Source organism: Kitasatospora sp. NPDC022785, assembly GCF_055561295.1.
The window spans coordinates 579,938-599,034 of the sequence record NZ_JBVHHB010000001.1; the positions used below are offsets into that span (position 1 = coordinate 579,938).

The 19,097-nt window shown below is 72.8% G+C and carries 16 protein-coding genes and 1 tRNA gene; 4 read left to right on the forward strand and 13 right to left on the reverse strand.

The window, feature by feature from the left end; all coding sequences use genetic code 11:
- Positions 1–100: 100 nt before the first annotated feature.
- A tRNA-Glu gene (locus ACZ3YO_RS02520) sits at positions 101–176 on the reverse strand.
- 115 nt (positions 177–291) lie between these two features.
- On the opposite strand from ACZ3YO_RS02520, the gene ACZ3YO_RS02525 reads away from it, so the two are divergent.
- Entirely contained in the window at positions 292–942 is a 651-nt protein-coding gene (locus tag ACZ3YO_RS02525; RefSeq protein ID WP_465563783.1) for a LysE family translocator, read from the forward strand.
- Positions 943–974: 32 nt separating this feature from the next.
- Here the strand turns inward: ACZ3YO_RS02525 and ACZ3YO_RS02530 are convergent, their stop codons facing one another.
- The gene (locus ACZ3YO_RS02530; RefSeq protein WP_465563785.1) at positions 975–2,504 is read right to left on the reverse strand and encodes a carbohydrate binding domain-containing protein; all 1,530 of its coding nucleotides are present in this window, start codon (positions 2,502–2,504) and stop codon (positions 975–977) included.
- Positions 2,505–2,879: 375 nt separating this feature from the next.
- Between ACZ3YO_RS02530 and ACZ3YO_RS02535 the strand changes: the two genes are divergently transcribed.
- On the forward strand, positions 2,880–3,488 hold the full coding sequence (locus tag ACZ3YO_RS02535) for a GDSL-type esterase/lipase family protein (protein ID WP_465563788.1): 609 nt from the start codon (positions 2,880–2,882) through the stop codon (positions 3,486–3,488).
- A gap of 66 nt (positions 3,489–3,554) precedes the next feature.
- Positions 3,555–4,511 carry an aldo/keto reductase gene (locus ACZ3YO_RS02540; protein ID WP_465563791.1) on the forward strand — a complete coding sequence of 319 codons (957 nt, stop codon included), beginning with the start codon at positions 3,555–3,557 and terminating at the stop codon, positions 4,509–4,511.
- A gap of 43 nt (positions 4,512–4,554) precedes the next feature.
- Here the strand turns inward: ACZ3YO_RS02540 and ACZ3YO_RS02545 are convergent, their stop codons facing one another.
- The 4 genes from ACZ3YO_RS02545 to ACZ3YO_RS02560 form a co-directional block, all read right to left on the reverse strand.
- Complete coding sequence (locus tag ACZ3YO_RS02545; protein WP_465563794.1) at positions 4,555–5,124, reverse strand: GNAT family N-acetyltransferase; 570 nt, start codon at positions 5,122–5,124, stop codon at positions 4,555–4,557.
- Between the two features lie 87 nt (positions 5,125–5,211).
- A complete protein-coding gene (locus ACZ3YO_RS02550; RefSeq protein ID WP_465563796.1) occupies positions 5,212–5,886 on the reverse strand; it encodes a nitroreductase family protein in 675 nt (224 codons plus the stop codon).
- A 76-nt stretch (positions 5,887–5,962) separates the two neighbouring features.
- Positions 5,963–7,600 (reverse strand): ABC-F family ATP-binding cassette domain-containing protein, encoded by a 1,638-nt coding sequence (locus tag ACZ3YO_RS02555; protein ID WP_396319157.1) that lies wholly within the window; start codon positions 7,598–7,600, stop codon positions 5,963–5,965.
- 132 nt (positions 7,601–7,732) lie between these two features.
- Complete coding sequence (locus ACZ3YO_RS02560) at positions 7,733–8,944, reverse strand: hypothetical protein (RefSeq protein ID WP_396319156.1); 1,212 nt, start codon at positions 8,942–8,944, stop codon at positions 7,733–7,735.
- A 435-nt stretch (positions 8,945–9,379) separates the two neighbouring features.
- On the opposite strand from ACZ3YO_RS02560, the gene ACZ3YO_RS02565 reads away from it, so the two are divergent.
- Entirely contained in the window at positions 9,380–10,987 is a 1,608-nt protein-coding gene (locus ACZ3YO_RS02565) for an ABC-F family ATP-binding cassette domain-containing protein (protein ID WP_465563799.1), read from the forward strand.
- Between the two features lie 131 nt (positions 10,988–11,118).
- Here the strand turns inward: ACZ3YO_RS02565 and ACZ3YO_RS02570 are convergent, their stop codons facing one another.
- From ACZ3YO_RS02570 to ACZ3YO_RS02600, 7 genes are all read right to left on the reverse strand, one after another.
- Positions 11,119–11,802, reverse strand: a complete 684-nt coding sequence (locus ACZ3YO_RS02570; protein WP_465563801.1) for a Pr6Pr family membrane protein — start codon at positions 11,800–11,802, stop codon at positions 11,119–11,121.
- Between the two features lie 125 nt (positions 11,803–11,927).
- Positions 11,928–12,626 (reverse strand): response regulator transcription factor, encoded by a 699-nt coding sequence (locus ACZ3YO_RS02575; protein WP_465563803.1) that lies wholly within the window; start codon positions 12,624–12,626, stop codon positions 11,928–11,930.
- Complete coding sequence (locus tag ACZ3YO_RS02580; protein WP_465563804.1) at positions 12,623–13,912, reverse strand: sensor histidine kinase; 1,290 nt, start codon at positions 13,910–13,912, stop codon at positions 12,623–12,625. The genes ACZ3YO_RS02575 and ACZ3YO_RS02580 overlap by 4 nt, the downstream gene beginning before the upstream one ends.
- Positions 13,909–15,036, reverse strand: coding sequence for a hypothetical protein (locus ACZ3YO_RS02585; protein WP_465563806.1), 1,128 nt, complete (start codon positions 15,034–15,036; stop codon positions 13,909–13,911). Before ACZ3YO_RS02585 ends, ACZ3YO_RS02580 begins: the two co-directional genes overlap by 4 nt.
- A 152-nt stretch (positions 15,037–15,188) precedes the next feature.
- Positions 15,189–16,220, reverse strand: a complete 1,032-nt coding sequence (locus tag ACZ3YO_RS02590) for a hypothetical protein (protein WP_465563807.1) — start codon at positions 16,218–16,220, stop codon at positions 15,189–15,191.
- Between the two features lie 4 nt (positions 16,221–16,224).
- Positions 16,225–18,390, reverse strand: coding sequence for a hypothetical protein (locus ACZ3YO_RS02595; protein WP_465563809.1), 2,166 nt, complete (start codon positions 18,388–18,390; stop codon positions 16,225–16,227).
- A 32-nt stretch (positions 18,391–18,422) separates the two neighbouring features.
- Positions 18,423–18,893: a hypothetical protein gene (locus tag ACZ3YO_RS02600; protein WP_465563811.1), complete on the reverse strand. Its 471-nt coding sequence runs from the start codon at positions 18,891–18,893 to the stop codon at positions 18,423–18,425.
- Positions 18,894–19,097 lie beyond the last annotated feature (204 nt).

The following is a 19,097-nucleotide window of genomic DNA, read 5'->3' on the forward strand; positions in this document are numbered from 1 at the left end:
GCGCTGTGCTGCAGAGCCCCGGTGGTCCCGACCGGGTTCCAACCGGCGTGCCCGGCAGGGCGGAGTGGTGCGCCTGACTCAGTACTCCGGGGCCGAGGCCTGCCCGGGAGGCCGGATTCGAACCGACGTCTCCGCCATGAGAAAGCGGCGCGCCTGCCTCTGCGCTACGCCCGGGCAGTGGGAGGGACTGTACCGGCTGCGCCAGAGAAGTGAGATCACATTATTCGTAGGATGAGGGCCTCGGCCGGGGCAGGACGCGCCGCGAGTACGACAGGGAACGGGGAGATCACGATGGTGAGTCTCAGCGCGATAGCCGGCATTGCGGTGGTGTCCACTGGGATGGTGCTGACCCCCGGGCCCAACATGATCTATCTGGTGTCCCGTTCGGTTGCTCAGGGTCGTCGGGCCGGGCTGATCTCGTTGGCGGGTGTGTTCGTCGGCTTCCTGACTTATCTGGTCGCGGCGACCGCTGGTATCGCGACGGTGTTCGCGTTGGTGCCGGAGATCTATCTGGCGGTCAAGTTCGCCGGTGCGGGTTACCTGCTGTGGCTGGCCTGGAAGGCGGTCCGTCCGGGTGGCAGTTCGGCGTTCGCGCCGAAGGAGCTGGCGGCGGACGGGCCGGGGCGGCTGTTCGGCATGGGTCTGCTGACCTGTCTGCTGAATCCCAAGATCGCGATTCTGTACGTCTCGTTGCTGCCGCAGTTCGTCCAGCCGGAGCGCGGCCATGTCGCCGTCCAGAGCCTCTTGTTGGGTCTGACGCAGATCGCGGTCGGGGTGGCCGGGAATGCGGTGTTCGTGCTGACGGCCGGTTCGGTGTCCTCGTTCTTCGCCCGGCGCCCGCTCTGGCAGCGGGTGCACCGCTACCTGATGGGTACCGCGCTGGCGGGCTTCGCGGTGCGGATCGCGGCCGACCGCTCGCGGGTGGTGCTGGCGGCTCCCTGACGCCTCCGGGCGGGGAGCCGCCGGCACCCGGCTCAGCCGCCGTACTGGGCGAAGATCTTCGCGAACTCGTACGGCTGCTGCGGGATGTTGGTGCACTTGAACAGTGCGCCGGTGCAGGCGTTGGCGTCCCGGGTGGCGTCCCAGAAGGCCAGCTCGCCGAGGTGGTGCTGCCTGGCGAAGGCCACCAGCTGCTGGGCGTCCGCCTGGTTGTAGATCTGGTGGTCGTCGTTCTCGCCGATCATCGGCGTGACCCCGACCATGGCCCACAGCTGCGCGTCGCTCCTCGCGGGGTAGAGCGCCTTCAGCTGGCCGTACAGCGCCTGCGCGGCCTGGACGGCGGCGTCGCCGTAGTCGGAGCCGGCGCGGTAGTAGTCCATCGCCATGATGTTCACCAGGTCGACGGCCACGCCCGCGTCCCGGGCGGACTTCACGATCGCGACGCCCTCGGTGGTCAGGCCCTCGGGCAGCACCGGCAGGGTGAAGGACACCTTCAGGCCGGGGTTGGCCTTCTGCAGCTTGGCGAGCGCGGCCGAGCGGCGGTCGTTGGCGGCGGTGTCGGCGATCGCGGCGCCCTCGATGTCGAAGTCGACGTAGCGCAGGTTGTACGCCTTCACCACGGCGTCGTACTCGGCGAACAGCGAGTCCACCGTGGTGCAGGCGGCGGCGAGTTCGGTGCCGCTGGCGCCGCCGAAGGAGACCTTGACGTCGCCGCCGGCCGCCCGCAGCGCGTCCACCTGGTCCTTGGCCCAGCCGGTGCGCGGGTCGTAGGCGTTGAACCAGCTGGCCTTGCAGCCGACGCCGGTGACGAAGCCCATGGTGAAGGACTTCAGGTTGCCGGCCTTGGCCATCGCGGGCAGGGACGGGGTGGGCCAGGCACCCATGTCGATGTAGGGGGCCACCGGGACGGCGACGATCGGCGGCGGCGTGGTGGGTGTCGCCGTGCCGGTGGGCGTGGGCGTCACCGTCGGCGTGGCCGAGGTCGGCGGCGGGGTGGACGGGTTGCCGCCGGGGCCGGTGAGCGCGACGTCGTCGGCCAGGTAGGCGCCCTGCCCGTACCAGCCGTGCAGGTAGACGGTGACGCTGGTGGTGGCCGGGCCGGTGGTGAAGGTGGTGGAGAGCTGCTGCCAGGCGGCGCCGCCGGGCGTCCAGACGGCCGGGTCGGTGACCCCGCTGCCGGTGGCGCCGAGGTAGACGTACTGACCCCGGACCCAGGCGCTCAGGGTGTACTTGGTGTTGGGCTGCACGGTGACGGTCTGGCCGCACTGGGCGGTGTCGCTGCCGCTCGCGGCCCCCTTGAGGGCGTAGGAGCCGGTGTGTGCACCGGAGTTGGCGATGCTTCCGGTGCCGCCGGAACAGCTCCAGGGGGCGGTCGCGCCGCTCTCGAAGCCGGCGTTGGCGAGCAGGTTGCCGTCGGCCGCGCCGGCGTTTCCGGCCAGGGTGGCGAGCCCGCCGGCGGCCAGTGCGGTGGCGGCTGCGAGGCCGAGCAGTGCGGCCCGGCCGGCGGGCCGGCGGTGCCGGGCCGTGGTGCCGGGTGCGGAGATGTCGTGGGGCGCGCGTGGCATGGGGGTGCCTCTCGGGACGGCGCCCGGCCGCCGCCCGCCGCGGTGGGGAGCGCGGGCGGGCGACCGTGGGCGGTGGGGTGGTGTCCGGTGCGGGGGAGGTGCGCGGTGCTGGGCACCAACGTGGACTAGACCAGCTGTGCACGTCAAGAACTTCCGGGGCATCAAAGGTCCGCCGGGGAAAGGCTTACGCGCGGTTTAAGGGAGGCCGGGGGCGGCCCCGTGCCGGGCGGGGCAGAGGAAGATCATCCCGCTCCGGCGCCTGGTACACCTGGACGGACAACGGCGACCTCTGATGGCCGCAAGGGAGTTCCGGCGCCGGTGTCCGTCTGTCGGAAAGCCGCCCGCACGCCGAGCACAGCTCCCTAGGGTGGCGCGATGATCAGGAATCTGCGCATCTGCTTCCTCGGGGACTCCTTCACCCAGGGCGTCGGCGACCCGGAGTACCGCGGCTGGGTCGGCCGGGTGCTCCAGGCGACCGGAGGGGACGTGACGGCGTTCAACCTGGGCGTCCGCAGGAACACCTCGGCGGACGTGCTGGCGCGGATCTGGCCGGAGGTGGCCGCGCGGACGGTGCCCGGGGCGGACAGCCGGCTCGTCCTCTCGGTCGGCAGCAACGACACCGTGCGGGAGGCGGGTCGCCCACGGGTGGCGCCGGAGCGCTGCGTGGCCCACCTCGCCGCCCTGCTGGACGGTGCCCGTGAGCGCGGCCTCGGCGTCCTGGTGGTCGGCCCGCCGCCGGTGGCCGACGCGGGCGCGGAACACCTGGACCGGCTGCTGGCGCTCGTCGGCGCGCTGGCCGCGCTCTGCGCCGCGCGCGGTGTGCCCTTCGTCGACGTGACGGCCGCGCTCGCCGCCGATCCGGTCTGGACGGCCGAGGCCCTCGCCGGCGACGGCGCCCATCCGGGGGCGGGCGGCTACCGGCGGCTCGCCGGCCTCGTGCTGGCGGGCGGTTGGCGGGAGTGGGTGCTCGGAGGAGGGGCTTGACCTCGAGTGCACTCGAAGGGAGAGGCTGAAGCCGTTGATCCGCAACACACGAAGGAGCACCGGAAGATGCGCACCTCCACGCTTGGTCAGCAGGGTCCCGAGGTCGGCGTGGTCGGCCTCGGCTGCATGGGGATGACCTGGGCCTACGACCTGCAGAACCGTGACGACGAGACGTCGGTCCGGGTGATCCGGGAGGCGCTCGACCTCGGCGTCACCCTGATCGACACCGCCGACTACTACGGCCCGTACACCAATGAGGAGGTGGTCGGCGCCGCCCTGGCCGGCTCGTACCGGGAGCGTGCGGTGCTGGCCACCAAGGTCGGCCTGGTGTCGGGCACCGGTGGCAGGATGGCGGGGAACAACGGGCGTCCGGAGCACGTGCGGCGCTCGATCGACGAGAGCCTGCGCCGCCTCGGCACCGACCACGTCGACCTCTACCAGCTGCACCGGGTGGACCCGGAGGTGCCGATCGAGGAGACCTGGGGCGCGCTCGCCGAGACCGTCGCGGCCGGCAAGGCGCGCCGGATCGGGCTCTCCGAGGTGAGCGTCGAGCAGATCAAGCGGGCGCAGGCGGTGCACCCGGTGGCGTCGGTCCAGTCCGAGCTGTCGCTCTGGACCCGGGACGCGCTGGCCGAGGTGGTGCCGTACACCGAGGCGGAGGGCATCGCCTTCCTGCCGTTCTCGCCGCTCGGCCGGGGCTTCCTGACCGGCAACATCTCCTCCGCCGACCAGTTGCAGGCCGGCGACTTCCGCCGCTCGCTGCCGCGGTTCCAGCAGGACGCGCTGGCGGCCAACCTCGCGCTGGTGGAGAAGGTGAAGGAGGTCGCCGCGCGGGTCGGTGTGACGCCGGCGCAGGTGGCGCTGGCCTGGGTGCTGGCGCAGGGCCGGTACGTCCTGCCGATCCCGGGCACCAAGACGCCCAAGTACCTGGTGGACAACGCGGGCGCGGCCGACGTGGTGCTCCCGGCGGCGGACCTCGCCGAGCTGGACGCGCTGCCGACGCCGACCGGCAGCCGCTACTGAGCGACCCCGGTGGCCGGGGGCCGGCCGGCCCCCGGCTCCCCGCTCAGCGCTCCTTGACCCAGATCAGCTGCCGCCCCGTCTCGCCGGGTGCCCGCACCGCCGTGTCGGCGATCCGGTCGAGCCGGTAGCCGAGCTTGCGCGGCACGGCGGCGCTGGCGGTGTTGGCCTGGTCGCAGCGGATCTCCACCCGCCCGATGCCGGGCAGGGCGAGCGCGGCCCCGGTGAGCGCCGCGGCGGCCGTCGTAGCGATGCCCCGGCCGACGTGCTCCGTGCCCACCCAGTAGCCGATCTCCAGCGCGCCCGGGCCGATCCGGCCGTGCAGGCCGAACGAGCCGATCACGCTGCCCGGCCGGGCGTCCAGGCCGATCAGGTAGATGAAGTCGGTGCCGGCGTCCCAGGCGGCGGCACCGGCTCTGGTCACCTCGGCGGTCTGCGCGCGGCTGGGCGCCTCCGCGGCCCACTCCAACCAGGGCCGCAGGTGGTCCAGGTTGGCCCGGACGGCGGCGTTGAGCGCAGCCGTGTGGCCGGTCGAGCGGCGGTGCAGCGAGACCCCGCCCGCCAGCCGCAGCAGCTCCGGCGGCCGGCCGGGGGAGACCTCAGGGGACCGTGACATGACAGGGCTCATGACCGCGATTATGGCCGTGGTCCAGACCTGCCACCACCAGGAGGGCGCGGGTGCGGGGCGCCGCCCGGGGGCGTGTCAGAGGCGCACCAGGACGTCGTCGAGCTCCTTGCGCCGCAGGTCGGGGACGCGCGCGCCGTCCGCCGGGTAGCCCACCGGGATGACGTAGGCGGCCCGTTCCTCGGCCGGCCGTTCGCACACCTCGTTGAGGAACCTCATCGGGCTCGGGGTGTGGGTGAGCGTGGCCAGCCCGGCCTGGTGCAGGGTGGCGAGCAGCAGGCCGACCGCGATGCCGACCGACTCCTTGGTGTAGTACGGGCGCGGCGACCGCGGGCCCTTGTGCACCTCGAACACCACGATCACGGCGGGCGCGTCCTCCAGGAACGGCTTCTGCCAGTCGGTGCCGATCGGCGCCAACGCGGCCAGCCACTCCTCGGAGGCCCGGTGCGCGTAGAACTCGCGCTCCTCCGCCTCGGCGGCCGCGCGCAGCCGCCGCTTGCGCTCCGGGTCGGTGATCACCACGAACCGCCACGGCTGGACGTGCGCGCCGCTGGGCGCGGTGTTCGCGGTGCGGACCGCCCACTCGACCACGCCGTCCGGGATCGGGCGGGTCGAGTAGTCGCGGACGGTCCGGCGCAGCGCCATCACGTCGTGGAAGGACCTGCTGCGTGCCTCGGCCTCGTGGGCGGGCACCGTCATCGGGCGGAGCGGGACGCTCGGGTAGGAGGGGCCGTCCGCCGTGCTGTCAACCATCTGGCTCTCAACCATGGCCGACAGCACAGCACATGACGGACCAGCCGGGAAGAGGTCGAGACCAATCGGCGGGCGGTCAGCTCTCGTGGACGCGCCCGCCCCCGACCTCGATCCGCCGGTTCACCGAGACCGTGTCCAGCATCCGCCGGTCGTGCGTGACCAGCAGCAGCGTGCCGGTGTACGAGGCCAGCGCGGCCTCCAACTGCTCGATGGCCGGCAGGTCCAGGTGGTTGGTGGGCTCGTCCAGGACCAGCAGGTTCACCCCGCGCGCCTGGAGCAGCGCCAGCGCCGCCCGGGTGCGCTCGCCGGGGGAGAGGGTGTCCGCCGCGCGCAGCACGTGCACCGCCTTCAGGCCGAACTTGGCCAGCAGCGTGCGCACCTCCTCCGGAGTCAACTCCGGTACGGCGGCGGCGAACGCCTCCGCCAGCGGCTCCCCGCCGAGGAACAGCCCGCGCGCCTGGTCCACCTCGCCGACCACCACGCCGGAGCCCAGCACGGCGCTGCCGCCGTCGAGTTCGAGCCGGCCGAGCAGCGCGGCCAGCAGGGTGGACTTGCCCGCGCCGTTGGCGCCGGTGATGGCGACCCGGTCGGCCCAGTCGATCTGGAGGTCCACCGGGCCGAGGGTGAAGTCGCCGCGGCGGGCGGTCGCCCCGCGCAGGGTGGCGACAACCGAGCCGGAGCGCGGCGCGGTGGCGATCTCCATCCGCAGCTCCCACTCCTTGCGCGGCTCATCGACCACGTCCAGCCGCTCGATCATCCGCTGGGTCTGCCGGGCCTTGGAGGCCTGCTTCTCGGTGGACTCGGACCGCATCGCCCGGCCGATCTTGTCGTTGTCGGAGGACTTGCGGCGTGCGTTGCGCACCCCGTGCTCCATCCAGCCGCGCTGCATCCGGGCCCGGGCCTCCAGGCCGGCCTTGGTGTCGGCGTACTCCTCGTACTCCTCGCGGGCGTGCCGGCGGGCCGTCGCGCGCTCCTCCAGGTACGCCTCGTAGCCGCCGCCGTACAGGTTGACCTGCTGCTGGGCGAGGTCCAGCTCCAGCACCTTGGTGACGGTGCGGGCCAGGAACTCGCGGTCGTGGCTGATCAGCACGGTGCCGGCGCGCAGGCCCTTGACGAAGGACTCCAGCCGCTCCAGGCCGTCCAGGTCGAGGTCGTTGGTGGGCTCGTCGAGCAGGAAGACGTCGTAGCGGGAGAGCAGCAGCGAGGCGAGGCCGGCCCGCGCGGCCTGGCCGCCGGAGAGCGCGGTCATCGGCAGGTCCAGCGAGACCTTCAGCCCGAGCGAGTCGGCGACCTCCTCGGCGCGCTCCTCCAGGTCGGCGCCGCCGAGGTCCAGCCAGCGGTCCAGGCTGGTCGCGTAGTCGTCGTCGGCACCCGGGCGGCTCTCGACCAGGCCCTCGGTGGCCGCGTCCAGCGCGGCCTGCGCCGCCGCCACACCCGTGCGCCGGGCCAGGAAGTCGCGGACCGACTCGCCCTCCCGCCGCTCCGGCTCCTGCGGCAGGTGGCCGACGTTGGCGGACGCCGGGCTGAGCCGCAGCGACCCGCCCTCGGGGGTGTCCAGCCCGGCCAGCAGCCGCAGCAGCGTCGACTTGCCGGCGCCGTTCACCCCGACCAGCCCGATCACGTCCCCGGGGGCGACGACCAGGTCCAGGCCGGAGAAGAGGGTGCGGTCGCCGTGACCGGCGCTGAGGTCCTTGACTACGAGTGTGGCGCTCATGATGCCCCCGATTCTAGAAGAGCCGGGGACCGGCCAGGAGCCGGCCCGCGGCGCCCGGGAGGGGACCGGGGAACGCGCCGGGGCCCGCGGCGGGAAGGCCGCGGGCCCCGGGTGCTCAGGACGTGCCCGAGGTCACTTCTTCTTGGAGATGTACTCCAGCGCGTGCTGGGCGACGTCGTCCAGGTACGGGCCGGCCTCCCAGGTGTTGTCGTTGCCGCCGATGGAGGTGTCCGACACCAGGACCTGCTTGCCGTCCTTGGTGGTGAACCAGCCGCCGCCGCTGTCGCCGCCGGTGCCGTTGCAGCCGATGGTCAGCATCGCCGGACGGCTCGCGTCGATGGTGTGGCGCACCGGCTTGCCGCTGTCGCAGTGCTCCAGCTCCATGCCGTCGAAGGGCTTGCCGGCGGGGTAGCCGTAGCTGCTGACCGCGGTGATCTGGTCGCGCGGGGCGTTGAACCAGACCGGCACCGAACCGCCGACGACCTCCTCCAGCGACTTGCCGCTGCCGTCCGGGTTGGCCACCTTGATGATGCCGAAGTCGTACTGGCTCCACGGGCCGCCGTACTCCGGGTCGGCCTCGCTCGACCAGGTCGGGGAGACGATGCCGGCGACCGCGCCCCACTCGCCGTACGGCTCGGCCTGCGTGAGCGAGGCCTGCTTGCCGCCGCTCACCACGCCGGTGCTGTTGAACGCCGGGGCGAAGGTGATGTTGGTGTGCGACTTGCCGCCCTTGCCGCCGTGCAGGCAGTGGCTGGCGGTCCAGACCAGGTTGCTCTTGCCGGGGTTGGCCGGGTCGGAGACGACCGTGCCGGAGCAGACGTAGTCCTGGTTGCCGTCCTGGAAGAACAGCTTGCCGTTGACGTGGAAGTTCTTGGCGAACGGGTGCGGGACGGGCTTCTCCTCGACCAGCTTCGGCAGCGGGTCGTTGCCGCCGTCCGACGGTGCCTGGGAGGTCGGCTGGGCCGGTGCCTGGGAGGTCGGCTGGGCGGTGGGCTGTGCCGTCGGCTGGGTGGTCGGCTGCGCCGTGGGCTGGCCGGGCTTGTACGGCTTGGCCTGGAGGATCTTCTGGAGGTCCCAGAAGCCCTTCACCGCCGGAGTGATCACGTTCTGCTGGGCGAACTTCTCCCAGTCCTCGTACTTCCACTTCTTCAGCTCGTCGAGGCTGGGCAGCTTGATCGGTGCCGCGCCCGGCTTGTCGGTGCTGGTGGCCGCGGTGGTGGGCGCCGCGGTCTCGGCCCCGGTCGTGTCGCTGTTGTCCGGCCCGCACGCCGTCGCGACCACCATCGTCAGCGCGACCACGGAGGCGCCCAGCGCAGCACGAGTCGTCCGGGATATGTGTGACATGAGTTCAGTTCCCCCTGTGGATGAACGCCATACGGCCCAGGACGGCACGGTCCGCAGGTATGGCCGGTGAGGAGTCTGCCATGTGGATAAAGGCGTTCTTACATCCGCCCCTGACCGGGACAGAGCTGTCACGGGATCGGCACGTCATCGGCACGGGAAAAACCTGTTGCGGCCCCCGGTGGGCCTCCGTAGCGTGATCCGTGCCACCCGTCAGAACAGGAGAAGGCCGTTGCTCTACTGAGGTCCCGAGACACCGCCCCCGCCGCGTTGCAGCCCTGCTGCCCGCGGAGCGTGAGTGTGCGAGTGCGCGACCTCAGTGGTGAGCCGGTCCGTGGCCCTTGACGGCCCTTGGTCCCTTCCCGCTCCCTGCGTGCACTCCCGCGGTGTCTCCCGTGTCGCTCCCCAAGACCGCAGGCAACCACCGGGAGGCCACTCATGGCACAACCCAGCACCTCCGTCCTCTGCACCGACCTCGCCTTCGAATGGCCCGACGGCAAGACCGTCCTGGACGGCTTCCACCTCGCCGTCGGCCCCGGCCGGACGGGCCTCATCGGGCTCAACGGCTCCGGCAAGTCCACCCTGCTGCGCCTCGTCGCCGGCGAGCTCACCCCGACCGCGGGCACCGTCAAGGTCGGTGGCGAGCTCGGGTACCTGCCGCAGGGCCTCACCCTCGACACCGGCCTGCGGGTCGACGAGGCGCTCGGTGTCCGGGCCGCCCGCGAGGCCCTGCACGCCATCGAGTCCGGCGACACCGACCAGCGGCACTTCGACGCCGTCGGCGACGACTGGGACGTCGAGGAGCGCGCCCGCGCCACCCTCGACCGGCTCGGCCTGCACCGGTTGGGCCTCGACCGGACCACCGGCGAGCTCTCCGGCGGCGAGGCCGTCCTGCTCCGGCTCGCGGCCCTGCTGCTGAGCCGCCCCGACGTCCTGCTGCTGGACGAACCCACCAACAACCTCGACCGGGCCGCCCGCGAGCGGCTCTACGAGACGGTGGCCGGCTGGAGCGGCGTGATGCTGATCGTCAGCCACGACCGCGAGCTGCTCCAGCACGTCGACCAGATCGCCGACCTCCGGGACGGTCAGGTCACCTGGTACGGGGGGAACTTCGCCGAGTACGAGCGTACCCTCGCCGCCCAGCAGGAGACGGCCGAGCGGCTGTTGCGCAACGCCGAGGCCGACGTCCAGCGCCAGAAACGCGACCTGTCCGAGGCCCGCGTCCGGCTGGAGCGCAGCGCCAGCTACGGCAAGAAGCGTTCGGTCACCCGCAACGACCCGCACATCTTCCGCGGCATGCTGAAGCGCCAGGGCCAGGAGACGGCCGGCCGGCTCCAGGGCATGCACACCGAGCGGCTGGAGGAGGCGAAGCAGCGGCTCACCGCCGCCGAGGAGGCGGTGCGCGACGACGCCGAGATCCGGATCGACCTGCCCCGCACCGCCGTCCCGGCCGGCCGCACCGTCCTCACCCTGCAGAAGGTCCGGCTGCCCTACGGAGCCACCGCCGACCTCGACCTGCGCGGCCCCGAGCGGATCGCCCTGGTCGGCCGCAACGGTTCCGGCAAGTCCACCCTGCTGCGCACCATCGCCGGCGAACTCTCCCCGCTGGAGGGCGAGATCACCACCCCGGTACCGGTGCGCCACCTGCCCCAGCGGCTCGACCTGCTGGACGACGGGCTCACCGTCGTGGGGAACGTCAAGCGGTTCGCGCCGAACGCGGGGGACAACGCGATCCGGGCCAGGCTGGCCCGCTTCCTGTTCCGCGGGGGCCGGGCCGACCAGCCGGCCGCCACCCTCTCCGGCGGCGAGCGGTTCCGCGCCACGCTGGCCGCCCTGCTGCTGGCCGACCCGCCGCCGCAGCTTCTCCTGCTCGACGAGCCGACCAACAACCTCGACCTGGCGAGCGTCCGCCAGCTCACCGAGGCGCTCGCCGCCTACCAGGGCGCGCTGATCGTGGTCAGCCACGACCTGCCGTTCCTGCGCGGCCTCGGGCTCACCCGCTGGCTGGAGCTGGACGGCGAACTGCGGGCGGTGGAGCCGATGTAGTCCGTCACCGGGGCGCGCCACCGAGGTGCTGACGGGCCGACATGCTCGCGGCGGCCGACCGGATCCGCTCCTGGCGGATCCGAGCCGGCCGCCGCGTGGGTCGGGTCGGTGCGGGTCGGTGCGGGTCGGGATCAGACCTCGGAGACCTCGGAGGCCGGCTCCGACGCGGATGCGGCACCCGGCCGGAGCTTGCCCGCGACCAGGGTGCCCAGCCGGTCCAGCCCGATCACGGTCGCCGCGAGGACGATGAACTCCACCGTCAGCAGGGCTATCTGGCCCCACACGTAGCCGTAGCCCTCGGTCGTCGGGTCGAAGAAGAAGTACGGGTACGGCATCGGGTAGTTGGAGAACAGCGCGTTGCGGACCAGGACGATCGCCGCGTAGCCGAGCGGGAAGGCCAGCCAGAGCGGGACGTCCCGCCAGGCGGCGGCGTTGCGCGGCTTCAGCGTCAGCCAGTCGATGATCACCATCACCGGCGTGACGTAGTGCAGGAAGAACGACGACCAGTGCTGCAGCTTGTCCGGGCCGTCGAAGAGCCCGGGCAGCGGGTTGGCGCCGTGCTCCAGCAGGATGTGCGAGACCAGCCCGGTGATCAGGATGTACAGCGTGGCGGCGCCGCGCAGCCGGGGCGCGGGCGCGTCCACCGTGCCGCGCTTGACCATCCAGTAGACGGCGCCGATGAAGTAGCCGAGCACGATCACGTTGCTCTGGATGGTGAAGTACACCAGCGGCGCGGTCTGGAGGGTCAGGCCGAGGCCCGCCGAGAGCACGATGCCCATGCGCCACCAGAGCGCGGGACGGGTCCGGACTGACATACGGCCACCAGTTCGTTTCAGGCGATACGGGAGGTATCGGGCGGTAGAGGGAGGGAAGGCCGCACTCTACTCGCTGGTAGGGCCGGGACGGAAGAAACTCGGAGCAGGTGCTCCCTGCCCGGGAGCTACCCCGGCAGGACGAAGCCCGACTCGTACGCGGCGATGACCGCCTGGGTGCGGTCCCGGGCGCCCAGCTTGGCCAGCACGCTGCCGACGTGCGTCTTCACCGTCTCCTGGCTGACCACCAGCCGCCCGGCGATCTCGCCGTTGTTCAGCCCGGCGGCCATCAGCCGCAGCACCTGGCCCTCCCGCTCGGTGAGCCGCCCGATCGGCCCCTGTACGGGCGCGGCCGCGCGCTGCCCGGCCCGGGCGTGGCGCAGGGCCAGCTCGCGCACCGCGGCCGGGAAGAGCAGCGAGTCCCCGCGCGCGACCAGCCGCACCGCCTGGACCATCTCCTCCGCGCTGGCCCGCTTCAGCAGGAAGCCGGCGGCGCCGGCCCGCAGCGCGTCGTACACGTGGTCGTCGTGCTCGAAGGTGGTGACCACCATGATCTTCGGCGGGTCGGCCATGCCGCCGACCAGCTGCTCGGTGGCCCGGATGCCGTCGATGCCGGGCATCCGGACGTCCATCAGCACCACGTCCGGCCGCAGCTCGCGCACCAGCGACACCGCCTCGGCGCCGTCGGAGGCCTCGCCGACCACGGTCAGGTCCGGTTCGGCGTCGATCACCACCCGCAGGCCCATCCGCACCAGCCGTTCGTCGTCGGCGATCACCACCCGGACCGCGGCACCCAGCCCATCCGTCACGTTCGTCGTCCCGCTCATCGTGTCCCTCCCACCGGCAGCCAGACGGCCAGCCGCCACGTCGTTCCGTCGTCCGCCGGACCGGCCTCGCAGCCGCCGTGCAGCACCGCCGCCCGCTCGCCGATGCCGCGCAGCCCGCGGCCGCCGCCGGGGCGGCTGGGGCGGGCGGGGCCCAGCGGGTTGGTCATTTCGATCTCCAGCCGGCCCGCGGCCAGCCCCAGCCGCAGCCCGGCGGGCGCGGCCGGGCCGGCGTGCCGCAGGACGTTGGTGAGGCCCTCCTGGACGATCCGGTACGCCTCGCGGGAGGACGCGGCCGGCAGCCGGTCCAGGCCGGGCGGCAGCTCGGCGTCGACGTTCAGCCCGGTGCGGGCGAGCTGTCGCAGCAGGTCGTCCAGCTCGGCCAGGGTCGGCCCGGCGGGCTCGGCGTCGGCCCGGTCCTCCTCCCGCAGCAGGCCGATCACGGCGTCCAGCTCGGCGACTGCGGCCCGCGCCGTCTCGCCGATCGCCTGGAGCGCCTCCTCGGCGAAGTCCGGGTCGCTCCGCAGCACCCGGGCAGCCGCCGAGGCCTGGATGCCGACCGCGCTGAGCGCATGGCCGACCGAGTCGTGCAGCTCGCGCGCCAGCCGGTTGCGCTGGGCGAGCACGGTGGCCCGCCGTTCGGCGGCGGCCACCCGCTCGTCCGGGGTCGGGCCGAGCAGGACGGGTGCCCAGCGGGCCAGCAGCGTGCCCAGGCCGGCGCTGGTCGAGAGGATCAGCAGCGTCAGCGCGAGGCCCATGAGCGGTCCGGGCAGCCAGGACGGGACCCCGCGGTCCTGCCAGAACTGCAGTAGCTCGGCCACCGGCGGCCCGCCCAGTGGCGAGATCATCAGGAAGACCGCGAACGGCACCCCGGCCAGCGTCATCCCGCTGACCACCCCGCCGAAGAGCAGGTGCAGGACGTACCAGGCGACGGTCTGCCGCCGGGCCGCCCAGGACTGGGCCGGGCCGGTGGCGACCTCGTCCGGCCGGCTCGGTGCGCAGAGTGCCCGCGCGGCGGCCCCTTCCAGCGCGCGGACCGTCGGCACCAGCGCGGTGACGGCGGCCATCGGCAGCGACAACCCGAGCGCGGTGAAGTAGAGAAGCAGCTGGACCATCGGGTCGCGCTGCGGGTCGAGTGCTCCGATCAGCACGGTCGAGAGCATCCAGTAGGGCATCAGCAGCGCGCCGCCGAGCACCAGGTGCACCCAGCGCAGCCGGGCCCGCCGACCGAGCAGCGCGCCCCCGGCCCGCCGCAGCCCCCACCGGTCCGTGCCCGCCCCCGTGTTCATCCGGCCGACTCTACGTCAGTGACCGTCGGCCCGGCGGCGGTCGTCCTGTCGGTGACCGCGTGCGCGCCAGTGGTCGTACCGGCGGTGGTCGGCGCGGCGGTGATCGTCCCGGCGGTGGTGGTTCCGGCGATGGTCGTCCCGTCGGTGATCGCGTGCGCGGCCGTCCGCTCGACGAGGGCGATCGTGCCGACCACCAGGATCAGCAGGCCCGTCACCAACTGCCCGGCCTCCACCAGCGGCATCAGCCCCGGCACGGCCTTGCGCAGGTCGGTCACCTCGTCGGTCGTCCCGAGTGCGACCAGCTGGTAGCCGCCCCAGCCGAACAGCGAGCCGCCCGCGGTCCACACCACCGCGACCGGCAGCCGCAGCCGCCGTTCCGGCCGGGCGCGGAACACCAGAACCAGCAGCGCCGCGACGGCGGCCACCGCCATCACCGCGGTCACGCCGTCCAGCACGGCCGAGGCCCGGGTGCGCTGCTCGGTGAACAGCACCGGGAGCCCCGTCGAGCCACCCGCCGCCCAGTACGTGCGGGCCGCCGCCACACCGAGCGCGAGCAGCGCGGCGACGCCGGCGAGGGCACGCTGCACGGTGAGGGTGGGGGAGTCCGGCAGGTCGCCGATCCGGCTGCTCAGCAGGCCCGCCCAGCGCCGCCGCGCGTACAGCAGGAAGGCGGTGATCAGCGCGACGCCCTGGACGGAGAATCCGCCGTAGACGACGGCGAACACCCAGCCGGCGAGCCCTTCCGGGCCCCCGCCGTCCGAGCTCTCGCCCGCCGGGCTCTGCTCCGGTCCGAGCAGCACCGAGGCGAGCGCGCTGAGCGGCAGCGCCACCAGGACGGTGCCGAGCAGCCCGGTCGCCACCCACATCGGGAACGCGACCAGTCCGGCCGGCGCCCGCCGCCCCCACGGCCGGACGAAGGCGAGCGCCAGCAGGACGGCGATGACGTCCATGCCGAAGGTCAGCAGGTTCACCAACCAGAGCTTGTCCATCCCGGCCCGGTCGGCGACCCCGACCGGGTGGCCGGTGAGCCAGAGCACCTTGATCGTCAGATACGGCACCGTTGCGGCGACGGCGGTCCAGGCGGCCGTCACCCGTACCCGGTCGACGGAGGTCCTTGTGGTCATGCCGCCACGCTCCCGCACCGGCGCCCGCCAGGACCTCCCCCCGGCTCATGATCCGCCTCCCCCTCCGGGGGGATCCGTACCGCCGGGCCTCCTACCGCGGACGCGCGGGCCCGCCCGGGCGAAGAGCTCGGACGGGCCCGGGGCGCGTACCGCTACGGGATGATCGGCTCGCAGCCGATCGCCTTGCCACCGGCGGTGAGGAACTGCTTCCACAGGTCCGTGACGTCGGGGAAGGGATCCGAGGTGCCCAGCAGCCTCATCTTGAAATAGGTGGGCCTGCCCTGACAGGCCGTGACCACCTCGTCGGTGTTCGGGGACGAGAAGCCCATGGTCCAGCGTGCGCGGCCGAAGGCCTCCGGAGTGTCCTTGTCGGCGTCCGGCGCCCTGAGCCGGGGTTCGGTCCCGATGGCGAAGGTGGCGGCCGCGCTGCTGGTCCCGACGTCGCAGGACCAGAGCGGGGCGAACGCGGTGGTGGCCTGCTGCTTCAGTCCGCGGGCGGCGGACGGCCCGCCGGGGAGAGTCAGCCCGGGCAGGCCGCAGACGTTGCCGCTGTCCAGGTCCTGCTTCGCGCCCGGGGCCGACAGGCTCCTGGGCGCCGGGAGCTTCGGCTGGGTGCAGGTGTGCTGCGCCGCGATCCCGTTGGCGGCCGCCACCGCGAGCCGGGCGAGCTCGGCGTCGTCGACGGAACCGCCCTTGGTCGCGTCGACCCGCGCACGCAGTCCTCCGGTGCCGCAGCCTTCCGGCAGCAACGCCCACGCCACGGGGCCCGTGACGCCGCCGGCCGAACCGCCGTTGGCCGAGGCGGCGAACAGGCGCGCGCCGGCCTCGGCCTCGAAGACGGCGGTGTTCCGGTCCGAGCGGACCCCCACCAGGACCGACCTGTGCCCGCCGAACGCCCCGGTGCTCACCACGGCCGTGCACGAGGACCCGCTGTCGCGCAGTGGCGCCGGCTCGCCGGTGTCCTCCTCGCTGATCCGTCCGGGCCCCAGCGCGTCGTGCAGGGCGTCGGCGCTCACCACGCCGTTGCACACGGTGCCCGGACCGAGGACGTTGGTGAGGCTGTACAGCAGCACCCCTGAGACGCCGGCCGTGATCGCCACGATCACGGCCGCCGCCCGCAGGCGCAGCCGCCGGGTGGTGAAGCCGCGCCGGGTGAGGGTCCGGTCGAGTTTCTCCGTCGTCATGCGGTCACGGGTTGCCGAGCGCGTTGTGGTAGGCCCGGTCGATGGACGAGCGGTAGTGCACCCCGGCGCTGTCGGCCAGCTGCTTCGTCACGCTGCCGGTCGCGTCGATGTCCTGGTCCGAGACGCCGGACCGGCGGGCCTTCTCCTGGATCATGGTCATCAGCTGGGACTCGCCGGCCGTGTAGTTCTTGCTGACCTCGCCCTGGGTCCTGACGTCGAGTTCGGCGTTGGCCTTGTTCGCCCAGTCGGAGGTGCCGATGTCGACCAGACGCTGGGCGACGTCACCCAGGGGGAACCAGGAGGCGCCCGGGATCTTCAGCATGTTCGCCGCGGTGCCGTAGACGTGGTAGTCCATCTTGGCTTTCCAGTTGTTCTTGAACTGCTCGTCCGACTTGTGGTCGATGAAGGTGTCCGCGCGCACGGCGTCGAGCGCTCCGAGCGCCTTCCCGGACTCGTCGAGGAAGCCGGCGAACTTCGGGTTCGGGCGGCCGGTCACGTCGGGCTTGAAGTTCTCCGGACCGAACTCGTCCATCCGGCGGCCGACTTCCCGGCTCTCGGACAGGTGGATGACGGCGAACGCCTCCGGGTCCTCGGTCACGCCGCGGATGACGCGCAGCAGTTGTTCCCGGCTGGCATGGAGCCCCTCCGGGTGGGAGGGACCGGAGAGGTCCTTGCTGAGGATGTCGTGCGTGTCCGCCGGGAACTCGGAGATCATGTTCGCCAGCGGGCGGCGCAGGACGGGTGAGAGGTCGTTCTCGTGGCCGGCCCGGTCCCCGCCGAGGGTCGTGAGCGTCTTGTCCATGATGCGCACCATCCCCTCGTCGTGGGGGCGTACGGGCTTCTCGTTGCCGTGTGGATCACGGCCGGTGGTGGCGGCTTCCAGGACGTCGGCGAAGGCCGCGTGCGAGCTCGCCTTGAGGTCGGCGGGGAACAGCTTGCCCTCGTTGTCCTGGTTGGGCCACTTGCGGTCCTTGAGCAGGTAGTCCAGGTTGCCGTTGGTGGCCGGGTCGAGGAACGCCTTCGACGCCTCCGGGTTGTGGCTCATCGCCCGCATGAGGCCGCCCATCGGGTCGGTCGACTTGTCGCCCGTCACGGTGTAGAAGGGCCCCCAGAGGTCCTCGCCCTTGTGCTTGCTGGACTTCTCGTAGTCGACCAGGTCGTTGCCGACCCTGTCCAGGAATCCCTTGTCGTAGCTCCCGCCGGCGCCCATCAGCTGGGTGAGTGCCGGGTAGCCCTCGTTGTACCCGGCGGCCGAACCGCCGGGCCTGCGGGCGGCCTTGAGCAGGTTGTCCTCCCACTCCCGGCCCATGCCGCCGTCCTTGGTGGCGGTGGCGAGCACCTTCGACAGGCTGCCGTAGATGTCCTGGTAGTCCTTGGCACCGTGATCGCCGTGGGCGAAGCCGTTGTAGAGCTTGGAGTACTCCAGGAGCGCCTCCGGGCCGGTCTTGTCGCCCGCCCTGAGGCCACCCAGCAGCGTGGTGGAGAACTCCTTGGAGCCGGAGTCGGCGGCCATCAGGTCCTGCAGCCGCTTGCGCTCCTCGTCGGAGAGGCTCCCGCCCTTGCCCAGCAGGTCGGTGGCCCGCCTGGCGTCGGCCGCGTCGCCGCCGCCGTACGGGCGGGCGTTGAAGGCGGTGGTGCTGGTGCCGACGTCGCTCTGCAGGGAGGCCGAGGCGCGTTGGTCGGCGGAGGTGGCCTTCGCGACGGCCTGGGCGATCCGCGTGGTCATCGCCTCGGCCTTGCCCTTCATGTCGGCCTGGTACGTGCGCAGGGTGTCCTGGTAGTCGGGGTCGTTGTGGCCGTTGCCGGACATCGGCGGCCAGCTGACCGACCCGTCGTCGGCGACGGTGAGCTTCTGCTCGTTCGCGTCGTGGAGCGCGGTGTCGAGGTCCTTGCGGGCCGCGGTGAGGTCTTCGCCCGCGTCCCGGATGATCGCGGCGAGGGCCGTGGCGACACCGGAGGCCTGGGTGAAGTCGGTGTCGATGCCCTGGAGCGCCCGGCTCGCGTCGTCGGCGGCCGGGCCCTGCCAGCCGGCCCGCTGCGGGGTGTTGGTGAGTTCCCGGCCCACCCGGCCGTCCAGTGATTCCAGCGCCTTGGCCATGTTGGTCCATGCCTCGGCGGTCTCCGTGACGCCGGAGAAGTCGGCCTCGCGCAGTTCCTTGAAGGACACCATGTCTCTGGGGGCTCCTTTCTGTTCTCTGGGTCTCAGGCGCCGAAACCGGCGGCGGTGGCGTGCTCGTTGGACCGGTAGTTGCGCTGGGTGTCCTCGAGCTTCTCGGCGGTGCCGGTCAGCTTGTCGTGCAGGCTCTTGCACTGCTGCAGCCAGCGCTCGGTGGAGCCGGTGAGCGCGCCGCCGAAGGAGAAGCCGCGGATCCTCGTGGCCGCCGTGGAGGCGTGTTCGGCGAGGTTGTTGCCGCCCTTGCCGTTGGCGTTGTCGAGGTCGGTGGCGATCTGGCGGGCGATGCCGGCCGAGGCGCCCAGCTCGGTCGGGTGGTCCAGCCGGGTGGTCGGAGCGGACGGTGCCGGGCCGGGGGAGGGGCTCGGGGTGGGGCCGGCCGCGAACGGGGAGGTGCCCGGTGCGGAGATCGGAATGATGGTGCCCGGTGCCGGGTTGCGCGGCGCGCCCGGCGGGGATGCCGGTGTGACCGGCCCGGTGGTGAACCCTGGGTTACCCATGTGCGTCTGCTCTCTTCCTCCGGCCGGTGGCCGGAACCCCTCCGAACAAGCAGGACGGCCCTGTCGGCCCTTCCGTCGGTATACCGACGCGGTTCACGTCGCCGTAGTTGCGGCGTGCGCGTCAACGATTCGCCAAGATCGTCGCGCGGGCGGGCGTACGACGCCGGCGCCCCCGACCGAGGTCTTGTTACCGGCGGGTCGCTT